Origin of the sequence: Streptomyces nigra (assembly GCF_003074055.1) — a bacterium.
GTDB lineage: Bacteria > Actinomycetota > Actinomycetes > Streptomycetales > Streptomycetaceae > Streptomyces > Streptomyces nigra.
Window position 1 is genome coordinate 5,740,895 of record NZ_CP029043.1, and the last position, 13,235, is coordinate 5,754,129.

The following is a 13,235-nucleotide window of genomic DNA, read 5'->3' on the forward strand; positions in this document are numbered from 1 at the left end:
ACGCCGGACCCGGGGCACCCTCGCGCCACTGCGCGGGCTGCCCCGGGGACGCCGTTCCGTCAGGGAGCCGTCCGGATCCGGTGCGGGGTGTCCCGGCGGTCGGTGCTGTCGCTCGTCCCGACCCGGGGTGCCTTCGCCCCGGGTCGCGGCAGGCGTGCGTCCCCCACCATGGGCAGGCTCAGCGAACTGCCGCTCAGGTCGAGGCGGACGGTGGCTCCGGTGGTCGCGGGGGTCGTGTACTCCAGGTCGCTCTGCTGCAGGATCAGCCCCAGCACGTGCCCCGTACGGACGATCTGGTCGGTGGCCTGCATCGGCACCGTGATCGTGTACCAGCGTTCCGGCCGCAGCGGCACCCGGAAGCGCAGTGAGACCCGGTGCGCGGCGTCCTGCCAGCCCCGCGTGAGAATGCCCCGGTCGCTGGTCACCACGTCCTGCGCACTGTCGAGGTAGCAGGCGCTGTCGGCCCGTGTGGAGCCGCCCCAGCACGAGCGGGTGTCCAGGGTGCGCACCCCCTCGGCGGGATACACCGTGTTGACGCGCGCGGCGGTTCCGTAGTCCACGAGCCGGGCGGTCAGTTCGGTCGTCGGCCGGTCCACCTTCACCCGCAGGGTCACGGACGGGCGCCCCGACAGCCGCATGTCGCGGGACAGCGGCGCGGACAGGAAGACGGCGCGGCCGGCGACAGGGCGGTTCGGGTCCGCCGTCGCCGCGTCCTCGAAGAGGTCGGGGTCGTCCGTCCACACGCGCTCGCCCGCGCCCGAGGGGCCGCCGAGGGTGCCGGTGGCGCCGTCGCCGTCACCGAGCGAGACCTCGACCTCGCGCGTCCCCGGAGCCGGCCAGGAAGGCCCGTCGACCCAGGTGCCCGGCGAAGTCTCCCTGCTCACCGGTGGTTCCCGGTCGATGCCGTTGGGCAGCCCCTGCAGGTAGAAGTCGAACCACCGGTGCAGCGTGGGCACCCACTCGGCCCGCCGGTAGTCGAAGGGGTCGACATGCCCCGCCTGGGTGAGCCAGAGCTTGCGGGGGACCTTCAGCCCGTTCCACCACAGGGCGAAGTGATCCGTCATCACATTGCCGTCGTTGAGCCCGTGCACCAGGAACACCGAGGCCCGCACCTTGGAGGCGTGGGGGCGCACATCGCGCTCGGCCCAGTAGGCGTTGTAGTCGCCGGTCGCGTCGTCGCTGCCGATGTCGAGCGAGCGCAGGACCTGCTCACAGGCCTCGGCGGGCCGGGAGCTGACCATGTGGAACAGCTCCTCGTTGGAGTCCGGCGCGACCACCACGCCGTTGTGCCGCGTGTAGTCGTAGCCGCTGGAGGTGGCCGAGATCGGCACGACGGTCTTCAGACCCTCGACACCGGTGGCGGCCACCTCGTTGGTGACCGTTCCGTCCGCCGACCGGCCGACCATCCCCACCTGTCCGTCCGTCCAGGCCGTCGCGTCGGCCGGTGACCCGTCGGCGTGGAACGCCTCCGCCCGGCCGTTGAGCCAGTCGATCACGGCCTTGGTGCCGAGCGTGTCCTCACGCCCGTCGGTGTCCGTACACCCCGTCGACCGTCCAGTCCCGGCCATGTCCACGGCGATCACGGCGTATCCGCGCGGCACGAAGTAGTTGTCGTAGAACAGAGGTTGACTGACGATCGTGCCGTCCGCGTCGTACTTCTTGACCTGCTTCTCCGGGCCGCGGCCGCAGCAGCTGTAGAACGGCGACGCCTGCATGATGACCGGAACCCGCAGACCGCCGGTCCGGGGGCGCACCACGTCCACGGCGACCTTGTCGGGCACGCCGTCCTCGTCGTTGTCCAGCGGCGTGGTCACCCACACGCTCTCCCGCACCGCGTCCTCGTACGAGTAGAACGGCACCGGGCTCGCCCCGCGGACATGGGGCGCGCGGGGCGCAGCGGACGCCTCGGGGGCGACGGTGCCGGGGACCGCGGTCAGGCCCAGCACCACGATGGACGCGAAGGTACGCACGAGGAGTCGAGGCATGATCGGATCCTAGGAACTCCTGGCCGAAAGGGAAGGCGCGCTGTGCCCCGTGAACCTGGGACACGGCGCAGCGCCGCGGGTCAGACGAGCGGGGGCAGGCGTGCCGCGAGGAACTTGGGCGCCATCAACCGGTAGCTGTCGGTGACGAGTTCGGCCACCTCGGTCCAGTCGGTGCGCTCGTCGAGCACGGCGACGACCACGTTGTGCCCCCAGTCCGCCCGGAAGTACGGGAACCCTTCCGAGGTGAGTCCGAGCAGATCGTCGACGGGAACCCGGAACGTCATCACGACCGGACCCTCGTCAGGGCCGGCGTACGGGGCGTAGATCGGGTAGCGCTCCGTGTCCGGGCTGTAGACGTGCGCGAAGGTGCGGGCGCGGATCCGCCAGCGCACGCCGATCCAGGCCGGTTCCTCGTACGACTCGGGCAGGGCTCGGCAGAGGGGGCGGAGCCGGTCCAGGATGCCGGCGGGTACGTCTCCAGGGCTGGACATGGGCCGACCCTAACGGCCCGCCGCGTCCGGCGTCCCGGAGATCACGCGGGCCGTGCCCGCCCGTGGGGCTCCCCAGAATGTGGGGCACCGGGACGGCTGCAATTCACGGGACAGGGAAGCCAGAATGATGTCCGCTCGATCATCGCTCGGCCGGAAAAGGGAGTGGCTCGTGGAATTCAGACGTCGAACCATCGTTTTCGAGACGGCGGATCTTGACGCAGAAAGCGCTTTTTGGGCGGGACTTCTCGAGGGCACGGTCGAGGCGAAGGACACCTGGCACAATATCTGGGTCGACGGTGACTGGCATTTGGCCGTTCAATTCGCGCCACATCACGTGCCGCCGGTGTGGCCGGATGACGCCTCTTCGCAACAGGTCCATCTCGACTTCTATCTGGACGATCTTGAAGCAGCCCACGCCAAGGTGCTCGAACTGGGCGGAAAACTGGTGAAGTCGGCCGACGATCCCGACGCCCGCACGGGGTTCCGGGTCTACACCGATCCGGCCGGCCACCCCTTCTGCCTCGCCTGGCCGTAGACCCCGCGTCCGCGCGCTCCGCACACGAGGGGGCGGGTCCCCGCCGGGACCCGCCCCCTCGTGCCGTGGTCATACCTCGAAGACGTAGAGCCCGTAGTTCCGGTCGGTGACCAGGACGTGGGTCTTCCCGCCGATCTTGTGGACCACGACTCCCAGGAAGTCGACGCCGGGCTCGCAGTAGGAGCCGACCTCACGCAGGCCGTCGTCGCCGTAGCTCAGTACGCGCAGCCCGCCGGAGTAGAAGGTGGCGTACACCAGGGGCCGGTCCGGATCGATCGCGACGTGCGAGGCCGACAGATCGCCGAACCCGGTCGCGTACTTCGGGTCCTGCGACTCGGGGATGGCGTACGTGTCGATCTGTTCGAGCACGGCGGGCCCGTCGGCCGGGACGTCCGTCCTGAACAGCCGCAGGTAGCCCCACCCGTTGAACACCGGCCGCAGGTCGATCGAGGGGACGTCCGGTTCCACCGGCGTCGCCGTCGAACCGGCGGTCTCCTCGGTCACGTCGGTGACGCCGAGCAGCCGCAGGCCGGTCAGCCGGTTGACGAAGATCAGCGGGATGGGGCCCTTGGCCGACGTCGGGTACTGGTGGAGCGCGTCCGGCCCCTGACGGTTGAAGACGATGCCCGCCGAGTAGCCGGCCGCGGCGATCGCGTCCAGCTTCTCCTGGAACGAGCACCCCGGGTTCGATCCGGCCGTCAGCAGGGAGGCCTCCCGCTCCATGAGGGCGATTCCGCGCCCGGCCGGAACCGTGCCCGGACACCCGCTGCCGACGAAGACCGGGGTGCCCGAGATGCCGTGCACGTCGTCGACCGGCGCGGTGTCCGGGCTCCACGCGGCGCTGAACTCCAGGCCGGCGCCCGGCCCCGAGGTGATCCTGCCGACCAGGCGCACCGCCTCGTAGTTCTCGTCGGCACCCACCAGGAAACGGGTGTCGGGCGAGAGCGCGCAGTGCTCGGCGTTGCCCTCCGGCGGAACCCGCTCTCCCTGCTTGGCGCGCTCCTCGTCGACGTCGGCGTACACGGACTGGGCGATCATCGACACGTTGCCCGGAGTCGGGTCGGTCACGTCGAGCAGCACGTAGCCGCCGTCCCAGTAGGTCGCGCCCATGATGTAGCGGTCCCCCCTGCGCCGCACCTCGACGGCGTGGGCGAACACCGAGTCGAGCCCCGGCGGGGACTCCTGCGCCACGCCGAAGGGCGGCACCCTCAGGTCGAGAAGGTTGACCACCCGGGGCTCGCGCGGGTCGGTGATGTCCATGATGCAGATGTCCGTGGTGACCTTCACGGTGACCAGGGCGACGTATGTGCGCCCCGTGAGGTCGTTCGTCCACGGGAAGACGTAGTACACCTCGACGGCCTGGTCGAGCGGGGAGCCGTCGACCTCCGTGTAGTCGCCGGCGTGAGCGGTCAGCAGCCGCGCGTTCTCCGGGTCGGTGATGTCCCAGATGTTGATGCCTCCGCGCTGGCGAGGTCCGGTCGGGTCCGGGGCGTGGGCCTGCGCGTAGATCTCGTTGCCGTGGATGAACAGCACGCCGCTGAAGTGCTCGTTGTCCATCTCGATGACGCCCGGGCCCTCACCCACGTAGTTGCCCCGCGTCGTCTCCATGAAGGCGCCCGGGATCTCGCCGGGCGCCCGCGGGTCGGAGATGTCGACGACGTAGGCGCCGGTGCGCTCGCACGTCGGCTCGCGGTAGGCCGTCAGGAAGGCGCGGTCCCCGTGTGCGGCGAGGTCGCAGATGTGCCGCTCCAGGCCCGCACCGGACGGGTTGGTGACCCCGGTTCTGCCCACGAGCCGCACCCCGTACGTGACGGGTGGCAGATGGCCTCGGTCCGGCGGGTGGTCACCGGGAGCCGTACCGGTGTCGGTCATGCGTACCTCCTGAGTGGGCCTGCCGTCGGGAACGCGGGAGATGAATCGTCACTTCTGCTCGGTGCAGGGGGTCATCTGGAAGCTGATGAACCGCCAGTCGTCACCGTCGCGGCGATGCAGGATCTGGGTCGCGACGCCCGTGAGCGTGCGCTCGCCGCCGTCCGGTGTGCGCAGCCGGTTGGTCAGCGGTCCGGTCACGACCGCCACATCACCGACCAGCCGGACGAGCAGCTCGCCCCGGCTGATCCCGAGGTAGGGGCGCCGGTCGGCCGTGTGCGCGAGAAGCTGCGCCTTGGTGTGCGTGATGCCGTGCGCGTGCGTGTGCACGAGGGTGTCGTCGAAGATCTCGTCCAGCGTGGCCAGATCGGCGTCGACGAGAGCGCGCTGCCTGCGGCGCTCGACGGCATGCAGGGCCGCCAGGGTCGGTGGGTCGGGCGTGTGGATGTGGGGGTGCACGCTGCCTCCGGGGCGATCGTCTCGGTCGGCGGTCAGGCGACCGGCCTCGCCAGCTGACTGAGCAGCGCGACGCGGGTGAGCTCGGCCTTGTTGCCGACGCCGAGCTTGGCGCGGATACGTTTGACGTATGTGTCGACGGTGTGCGGGCTGATGCCGAGCCTGGTCGCGATCTGGCCGTGGGTCAGACCCCGGGAGATCTGGCCGAGCACCTGCTCCTCACGGGCCGACAGGTTCAGAGTGAGCGGGTCGGGGCGCTCGGACGGGCAGTTCGCGGCGTGCCCCTCGGGCAGCACCTGATCACCCGCGGTCACCGTACGCAGGGCGGACACCAGGCTCTCGCCCGACTGACTCTTGTGGATCACGCCGATGGCTCCCGCCCGCAGGTACTCCTCCGCCGGCAGGGACCAGCTGTTGAGGAGGACGAGAACAGCGGTCGTGCGCGCGGCTTCGGCGATGTCGTCCAGCCCGTCGGCCCCGTCGAGGGCGTCCTCGTCGATTAAGGCCGCGTCGGCGAGCCAGGAGATCTGCTCGGTCGAGGACCTGCGGGTGGAGACGATTCTGATTCCCTCGCTGGAAAGGATCTGGATGAGGCCGACGAGATAGACCGGGCTGCTGATCAGCGCGTCAACGCGAAGCAATGTTCCCCCGTAGATACCTGGATGGTGTTCTCCATCGTCCAGCCAGCAAGGGCGGAGCTAGGTCCCGCCCAAGACCGGCCTCCGGAAGGTCCAACTTATCGAACAAGGTGCCGTGATCGACGGCTGCTTGCGATTATCAGATCCTTCGGACCGGTACGCGCGTCGCCCCAATCGGGGACATGGACCCCCTCTTCGGGGCGACCGTAGGATCGCCAGCTTCACCCCTCGCGTTTCTCCGGGAGTACGCGCGATGCCCGGCCCCGGAACAGGGCTCAGGTCCCGGGCGATCTCGGGGACTGTCGCCGGTTCACGTGACTGCGCCACCGTCCGTGTCCTGCCTACTGTCGCTCACACGAAGGCCGAGCGAAGGGACGGACCGGTGGCTGTCGGCACGGTTGCGGAACTGCTCCTCGCACTGGTGGTGACGACCGCTGTCGCCCGGGCCCTCGGTCTGCTGTGCCGGCGGTTCGGTCAGCCTCAGGTGATCGGCGAGATCGCCGGCGGCATCCTGCTCGGGCCGACCCTCTTCGACGGGGCGCTGACCCGCACCCTGTTCCCGGACGACATCCGCCCGGCCCTCTCGACGCTCGCCCAGGTCGGCGTCTGCGTCTTCATGTTCCTGGTGGGACTGCACCTCGCCGACAGCCCGTCGGGCGGGCGGAGCCGGATCGTGCTCTCGCTGTCCGTCGGCTCCGTCGTCGTGCCCTTCATCCTGGGCACACTCTTCGCGGTCGGCCTCGTCGGCGACCGGTCCGGACGGGAGGCGGTGCTGTTCTGCCTGTTCGTCGGCACGGCCATGTCGGTCACCGCCTTCCCCGTGCTGGCCCGCATCCTGACGGACCGGAAGCTCATCGCCACGCCCATCGGCGGTCTGGCGCTGGCCGTCGCGGCCGTCGGGGATGTCGTGGCCTGGTCCGTGCTCTCGGTGCTGGTCGCCCTGTCCCACGGCGACGCCCTGCCGCTGCGGATGCTGCTCGTCGTGCCGTACGTCGCCCTGCTCCTCGGAGTGGTGCGCCCGGCGTTGGCCCGGCTCGCCGGACGCCGCCCGTCCGCACGCCGGCGCGGGGGAGCGGCCCGGGTCGCGTCGGCCGCCGGGCTGACCGCGGCACTCGCCGGTGCCCTGTGGCTGTCGTCGGCCGCGACCTCCTGGATGGGATTGCACGAGATCTTCGGCGCGTTCCTGCTCGGCGCGGTGATGCCCCGGGCGGGCGCCGCCGACCTGCGCGAGCGGGTGCTGCCCTGGGTCGAGCGCGTCGACCGCACCGTGCTTCTGCCGCCCTTCTTCGTGGTGGCCGGATTCGCGGTGGACCTGTCGGGCCTGGACGCACGGGAGTTCGGCCTGCTGCTGATGATCCTGCTGGTCGCGATCGGCGGCAAGATGGCGGGCACCTATACGGCCGCCCGGCTCGCCCGCGTGGCCCGGCGGCCCAGCACCGCCCTGGCCCTGCTCGTCAACACCCGAGGCCTGACCGAACTCGTGGTCCTGGCCATCGGCCTCCAGACCGGCCTGCTCGACCAGCGCCTGTACGCCCTCCTGGTCCTGATGGCGCTGATCACCACGGCGATGGCCGGACTGCTGCTGCCCTTCGTCCACCCCCGCGGACACGCCGAGGCCGACCATGCGGCCGGCTCGGTCGGAGCGTCCGCCCCCCTGCTGAGTGAGGAGTCGAGATGAACCCCTTCGACGATCCGGAAGGCCGATTCCTGGTCCTCGTCAACGACGAGGAACAGCACTCCCTGTGGCCGAGCCGCCTGCCCGTGCCGCCCGGCTGGCGCCTCGTCCACGGCGAGGACAGCCGCCAGGCGTGCCTCGACCACGTCGCGCGGCACTGGACCGACCTGCGCCCGCTCAGCACTCGTTGACGGTCCGGCCGAGAAGGGGCAGCACGTGATCGCGATCTCCGACTTCCTGGCAGAACTGCGCGCGGCCGGTGTACAGCTCTGGCTCCAGAACGGCCGGTTGCGCTACCGGCCGGCCGGTGCGCTCGACAAGGAACACCTCGCCGTGCTCCGGGAGCGGCGCGACGAGGTGATCGCCACGATGCTCGGCGAACAGCCCCCGCCCCCGGCCACCCGGCCCGACGCCGTCCCGCTCTCGGACCAGCAGAAGGGGATGTGGTTCCTGGAGCAGATGGGTCTGCTCGGCGCGGCCTACAACCAGACGGCGCTGCACCGCATCACCGGCGACCTGGACGTTGCGGCGCTGCGCTCCGCCATCGCAGACATCATGCGCCGGCACGAGATCCTGCGGACGGCGTTCCCCGCCCGCGACGGGATCGGCGTCCAGGTCGTGGACCCGCCCGGCGACCCCCGCTTCACCTTCCTCGACGTGTCCGATCTGCCCGAGCCCGAGCAGCGGACGTGGCTGGAGGGACGCAAGCGGCTCTACGCCGAGCACCGGTTCGACATCTCCGTCGCACAGAACTTCCTCACCGAGCTGATCCGTCTCTCGCCGGCCGAGCACATCCTGGTCTTCCGCTCGTACCACCTCGTCCTCGACGGGCCTTCGCACGCCAACCTCTATCGGGAACTGCGTGCCCTCTACCGCGCCCACCGCACCGGAACGGACGCCGGACTGCCCGAACTGCCTCTCCAGTACGCCGACTACGCCCTGTGGCAGCACCAGCGGGACGGCGCCGGGACACAGCGGCACATGGACTACTGGACACGGCGCCTGGCCGACGCCCCGCACACCTTCGACCTGCCCACCGACCGGCCCCGCCCGGCCACCGCCGAACTCGACGGCGACACCGTCGAGGTGCCCGTCCCCGCCGACGTGGCCGACGGACTGCGCCGGCTGGCGAGCCGGGAGGGCGCCACCCTCTTCATGGTGCTGCTGGCTGCGTTCCACACCCTGCTGTACCGCTGGAGCGGGCAGAACGATGTCAGCGTGGGGATGATCCTCGACGGACGGGAGCGCCCGGACGTCGAGGCGAACATCGGCCACTTCGTCAACCCCGTCGTCCTCCGGGCCGACCTCGCCGGACGGCCCACCTTCACCGAACTGCTCGGCCGTCTGCGCCCGAGGCTCCTGGAGGCCTACGAACACCGCCACGCGCCGTTCGACCGCCTGGTGGCCGAACTCCGTCCGCAACGCGACCTGTCGGTGCAGCCCCTCTTCCAGGTCCTCTTCACCTACCTGCGAGCCGAACCGTTCGACCTGCTCGACGGGCTGACCGTCACCCCGATCGAACCCGACGAGCGCAAGGCGATGTTCGACCTCACCCTCTTCGCCAACGACGAGGAGAGCGGACGGCTGAGCGTCGGCCTCGAGTACCGGACGGCCCTTTTCGAGCGGGCGACCGTGCGGCGCCTGGCCGGCTATCTGGTCACCCTGCTCGGCGCGGTGGCCCGTACCCCGGACATGGCGATCGACGACCTGCCTCTGATGTCCGACGCGCAGTGGCAGGAGGTCCTGGAGGACTGGAACGGCCCCCTCGCCACGCACGAGGACCTCTGCCTGCACCAGATGGTCGAGCGGCAGGCCGCCGCGGCCCCGGACGCCGTCGCCGCGGTCTTCGGTGAGCGGCAACTGACGTATCGACAACTGAACGAACGAGCCAACGCGTTGGCCCACCTCCTGCGAGAGCGCGGTGTGGGCCCCGACGAACGGGTCGGCATCGCCCTGCCCCGCTCGCTCGACGTCCTGGTCGCCAACCTCGCCGTACTCAAGGCGGGTGGCGCCTGCGTCCCCATCGACCCGACGTACCCCGCCGCACGGCGGCGGCTCATCGCCGAGGACGCGCGGCTGCGCCTGCTGATCCGCCCGCCCGGCGGCGAACCCGGCGCGGACGGTGACGCACCGGAGCTGGAGGTCGGCCCCGGGAGCGCGGCCACCGGCCCCGGGAATCCGGTCGACCCCGCCCACATCGCCTGGGTGCTGTACACGTCCGGGTCCACAGGCCGCCCCAAGGGCGTCGCCATGTCCCACCGGGCCCTGCTGAACCAGGTGCGCTGGCAGCAGCGCCAGGGCCCGGGCGGGCGTGGGCGCACCCTCCAGTGGGCGGCACTCAGCTTCGACATCTTCTACCAGGAGATGCTGACCACGCTGGCCGCGGGCGACACCCTCGTCCTGGTGGAGGAAGAGGTCCGGCACGACTTCGAGCGGCTGCTCGACGTCATCGACACCGAGCGAGTCGAACGGGTCTTCATGCCCTTCGTCGCGCTGCGGGGCATGGCCGAACTCGCCGTGCGCCTGGATCGGTTCCCCCGTTCCCTCAGGGCGGTGCTCACCGCAGGCGAGCAGCTGCAGACGACGCCGGCGATCCGGGAGTTCTTCACCCGGCTGCCCGAGTGCGCCCTGTTCAACCAGTACGGGCCGATCGAGGTCCACCTGGCCACCTCCCACCGGCTCGGCGACGACCCCGCGCGATGGCCGGCCCTGCCCCCGATCGGACGGCCCTTCGACAACGTACGGGCCTATGTGCTCGACTCCGGCCTGCGGCCGGTGCCACCCGGGGTGACCGGTGAACTGTTCGTCGGCGGCGCCGCACTCGCGCGCGGCTACCTGGGCCGGCCCGAGCTCACGGCGGAGCGGTTCCTGCCCGACCCGTTCGGCGACGGCGCCCGGATGTACCGCACCGGTGATCAGGTCCGCTGGAACGCCGCCGGGCAGCTGGAGTTCGTCGGCCGGTTCGACGACCAGGTGAAGATCCGCGGATTCCGTGTCGAGGTCGCCGAGATCGAGAGCGTCCTCGCCGGCCACCCCCAGGTGCTGGAGTGCGCCGTGGCCGCCCACCGCCACGGCGACGGGGACCGCCGGCTGGTCGCGTACGTGGTGCCCGAGCCGGACCGCCCGCCGGCCGCCGCCGACCTGCGCGCCTTCCTCGCCGACCGACTGCCCGACTACATGGTCCCGCCGGTCTACCAGACCCTGGAGAAACTGCCGTACACGCCGAGCGGGAAGCTGAGCCGGGCCCTGCTGCCGCGGCCGGACGATGCGACGGAGTGGGCCGGGACCAGCGTGTACGAACCCCCCGGCACACCGCTGGAGGAGCGGATCGCCGCCATCTGGACCGAGGTGCTCGGAGTGCCGAGGATCGGCGTGCGGGACAACTTCTTCGAGCTGGGCGGCCACTCGCTGCTGGCCGTCGCGATCGTCAACAGGATCGCGGACGCCCTCGGACGCACGGTCCCGTTGCGCACGCTCTTCGAGGCGCCGACCGTGGCGGGCCTCGTCGCCCGCCTGAACGAGCCGGAAGAGGCGTGACCGGCCCGTAGGCCCCGCGCGGGCCGTCACGACCGCCCGCGCACGGTGAGGGGCCGGTGTCTCGTGGACACCGGCCCCCGCGCGTGTGCCGCGCCCTCAGCCGGACATGCCGCCCGCGGCGGTGTTGCCGTACTCGTCCTCCAGTCCCATCGCCAGCTGGATCCACGCCGCCGCGCAGGACCGTGCCAGCGACCCGAGGTTGAGCCGGGAGTGCGGCGGGATGTGACTGAGCGACAGCGGTATCTCGTCGGGCACCAGCACCCGGGGGCCGAGCCAACGCAGCAGCATCCGGCCCGACTCGGTGTAGCGCAGCGACGGATCACGCTGGATGGTGTCCAGCAGCGAACGCAGCTCCGCCGACGGGTCGGCCTCCGGCAGCTTCACCGTCATCTGCCGCTCCGCCCCCCGGTCACCCCGGTCCGGACGGGTGCGCCGGTCCAGCACCGGGTCCTCGCCGGCCCGCAGCCGCGCGCGCACGCTGCGCGCCGTCTCCACCGAGATGCCGGCCTCCTGGGCGATGCGGCGCAAGGTCGCGTCCGGATGCTCCGCGATCAGCTGCGCGGCGGCCCGCCGGCCCGCCGCGCCGTTGATCGGCCGCACCCGGCCGTCCCGGCCGATGCGCGCCTCGACCTGAGGGCTGTCCATCCCACGACGCAACGAGCCGACGGTCTTCGCCGCGAGCCCGGAGGTGAACGCGATCGACCGGTCGGACAACTGCGGATGACTGCGGATGATGCGCATCGCGGCGGCTCGCCGGTCGGCGAGCGTCAGCGGCATGCCGTGCGAGACGTTCAGCCGGACGGCGAGGAGAAAGGCCTCGTGGTCGTCCCCGTCGAACAGCCGCGCCTGGATCTCGTGGTCGCCGCGCAGCCGGGCGGCGGTGAGCCGGTGCATCCCGTCGATGACACGCATCGTCGCACGGTGCACCACGATGGGCGGCAGCTCCGCCTCCACGTCCGCCATCGCTCTCGCGTGTGCCATGTCCACCCCCGCCGATCGAGGCGAGTCACCTTCGCGGATGGCCGACAGGGGCAGTGGTACGACAGCGTCTTCAGGGTCCGAGAGCGCCGGCGTGCACGGCTGCGCACCGGTGGCGGACCCGGCGTCGAGTGAGCTTCTGGAGGTGTTGACCGGCACTGGCTCAACTCCGTTTCTTGTCACGGCCTCGATGGTCGAACGAAGACACACGGTCTTCGGTCATCCTGGACACCGGGCCGGACGCGCGGGACTCACTTGTTTAGGGGGCAGCGGCCGCCGCGCCGGACGTACGGAGGAATCCCAGCCGCCGCGCCGGCTGGGTGCCGCCGGCCAGCGGCACGCGGTCACCGCTCCCGGCGAGCGCCGCCAGGAACGTCCGGCGCGGCAGCGGCCGCGCACCCAGCCGCCGGCTGCGCTCGCTGTCCCACTCGACGTCCAGCATCGTCACGCCCGCGCCCCTGAGCCGGTGTTCCATGTCGAGCAGTGCCACCTTCGAGGCGTTGTCACGCCGGTGGAAGCAGGTGTCCAGGACGAACACCTCGCCTGTTCCGATGCCGATGGCACCCCCCACCAGCTCCTCGTCCTCCCACACCTCGACGCTGTGCGCCCACCCCTGCTCGTGCAGGGTCACCATGCAGGCGCACAGCTCGGTGGTCAGCCACTCGGGGGTGCGGTCCCGGCGGCACTCGGCGAGCACCCGGGCGAAGTCCTGGTTCGCGGTGGTCGTCCACGCCAGCCGGTTGCGCAACAGCCTCATGAGGCTGCGCGGCTTGGTCAGCCCGCCGTACGGGATGACGGGACGCGGGTCGGGCGACCACCAGACCAGCTCGTACGGATCGGGCAGGGGTGAGTCGAGCACCATGGTGGCCCCGGCGTCGACGAATTCCTCGTACAGGGCGTGATTCACCTCGATGTGCGCGGGCGTCGCCGCGTGCATCGGGAAGAGGCCGTGCCGGTAGCCACCGAGGACGGTGGCCGGGTCGAGGCGCCCGCCGATCGCGACGGGCGCGTCGGCCGGGGCACTATCCATCGCAAGTCCGTCCCAGATACATCCCTCGCAAAGAAGCACAC

At 71.1% G+C, this 13,235-nt stretch carries 11 protein-coding genes; 4 read left to right on the top strand and 7 right to left on the bottom strand.

Features of this window, described 5'->3' with window-relative positions; translation table 11 throughout:
* Positions 1-59: 59 nt before the first annotated feature.
* Together DC008_RS26570 and DC008_RS26575 are read right to left on the bottom strand one after the other, a co-directional pair.
* Positions 60-1,985, bottom strand: a complete 1,926-nt coding sequence (locus DC008_RS26570) for a CocE/NonD family hydrolase (protein WP_108709101.1) — start codon at positions 1,983-1,985, stop codon at positions 60-62.
* An 80-nt stretch (positions 1,986-2,065) separates the two neighbouring features.
* Positions 2,066-2,476, bottom strand: a complete 411-nt coding sequence (locus DC008_RS26575; protein WP_108709102.1) for an MmcQ/YjbR family DNA-binding protein — start codon at positions 2,474-2,476, stop codon at positions 2,066-2,068.
* Between the two features lie 169 nt (positions 2,477-2,645).
* Between DC008_RS26575 and DC008_RS26580 the strand changes: the two genes are divergently transcribed.
* The gene (locus DC008_RS26580; protein ID WP_108709103.1) at positions 2,646-3,011 is read left to right on the top strand and encodes a VOC family protein; all 366 of its coding nucleotides are present in this window, start codon (positions 2,646-2,648) and stop codon (positions 3,009-3,011) included.
* 69 nt (positions 3,012-3,080) lie between these two features.
* On the opposite strand, the gene DC008_RS26585 is transcribed toward DC008_RS26580, so the two are convergent.
* Genes DC008_RS26585 through DC008_RS26595 form a run of 3 tightly spaced genes read right to left on the bottom strand, consistent with a single transcriptional unit; the run spans position 3,081 to position 5,977 of the window.
* Positions 3,081-4,883 (bottom strand): LVIVD repeat-containing protein, encoded by a 1,803-nt coding sequence (locus DC008_RS26585; RefSeq protein WP_108709104.1) that lies wholly within the window; start codon positions 4,881-4,883, stop codon positions 3,081-3,083.
* Between the two features lie 48 nt (positions 4,884-4,931).
* The gene (locus DC008_RS26590; RefSeq protein WP_235072175.1) at positions 4,932-5,339 is read right to left on the bottom strand and encodes a nuclear transport factor 2 family protein; all 408 of its coding nucleotides are present in this window, start codon (positions 5,337-5,339) and stop codon (positions 4,932-4,934) included.
* Between the two features lie 32 nt (positions 5,340-5,371).
* Complete coding sequence (locus tag DC008_RS26595) at positions 5,372-5,977, bottom strand: response regulator transcription factor (RefSeq protein WP_208645982.1); 606 nt, start codon at positions 5,975-5,977, stop codon at positions 5,372-5,374.
* A gap of 379 nt (positions 5,978-6,356) precedes the next feature.
* Here DC008_RS26595 and DC008_RS26600 point away from each other — a divergent pair, with 379 nt between their 5' ends.
* The 3 genes from DC008_RS26600 to DC008_RS26610 are packed head-to-tail and all read left to right on the top strand — an operon-like array spanning position 6,357 to position 11,186.
* A complete protein-coding gene (locus tag DC008_RS26600; RefSeq protein WP_208645983.1) occupies positions 6,357-7,652 on the top strand; it encodes a cation:proton antiporter domain-containing protein in 1,296 nt (431 codons plus the stop codon).
* The gene (locus tag DC008_RS26605; RefSeq protein ID WP_108709107.1) at positions 7,649-7,840 is read left to right on the top strand and encodes an MbtH family protein; all 192 of its coding nucleotides are present in this window, start codon (positions 7,649-7,651) and stop codon (positions 7,838-7,840) included. Before DC008_RS26600 ends, DC008_RS26605 begins: the two co-directional genes overlap by 4 nt.
* A gap of 25 nt (positions 7,841-7,865) precedes the next feature.
* Positions 7,866-11,186 (top strand): non-ribosomal peptide synthetase, encoded by a 3,321-nt coding sequence (locus DC008_RS26610; protein WP_108709108.1) that lies wholly within the window; start codon positions 7,866-7,868, stop codon positions 11,184-11,186.
* A gap of 96 nt (positions 11,187-11,282) precedes the next feature.
* Here DC008_RS26610 and DC008_RS26615 read toward each other — a convergent pair whose 3' ends face one another.
* Complete coding sequence (locus DC008_RS26615) at positions 11,283-12,167, bottom strand: ParB/RepB/Spo0J family partition protein (protein WP_235072178.1); 885 nt, start codon at positions 12,165-12,167, stop codon at positions 11,283-11,285.
* Between the two features lie 256 nt (positions 12,168-12,423).
* On the bottom strand, positions 12,424-13,194 hold the full coding sequence (locus tag DC008_RS26620) for a leucyl/phenylalanyl-tRNA--protein transferase (protein ID WP_108709109.1): 771 nt from the start codon (positions 13,192-13,194) through the stop codon (positions 12,424-12,426).
* Between the last annotated feature and the right edge of the window lie 41 nt (positions 13,195-13,235).

What these genes read in the sequence shown, in the direction of transcription:
- DC008_RS26570 (WP_108709101.1), bottom strand. Translation starts at nt 1,985, where the DNA reads ATGCCTCGACTCCTCGTGCGTACCTTCGCGTCCATCGTGGTGCTGGGC.
- DC008_RS26575 (WP_108709102.1), bottom strand. Translation starts at nt 2,476, where the DNA reads ATGTCCAGCCCTGGAGACGTACCCGCCGGCATCCTGGACCGGCTCCGC.
- DC008_RS26605 (WP_108709107.1), top strand. Translation starts at nt 7,649, where the DNA reads ATGAACCCCTTCGACGATCCGGAAGGCCGATTCCTGGTCCTCGTCAAC.
- DC008_RS26585 (WP_108709104.1), bottom strand. Translation starts at nt 4,883, where the DNA reads ATGACCGACACCGGTACGGCTCCCGGTGACCACCCGCCGGACCGAGGC.
- DC008_RS26620 (WP_108709109.1), bottom strand. Translation starts at nt 13,194, where the DNA reads ATGGATAGTGCCCCGGCCGACGCGCCCGTCGCGATCGGCGGGCGCCTC.
- DC008_RS26615 (WP_235072178.1), bottom strand. Translation starts at nt 12,167, where the DNA reads ATGGCACACGCGAGAGCGATGGCGGACGTGGAGGCGGAGCTGCCGCCC.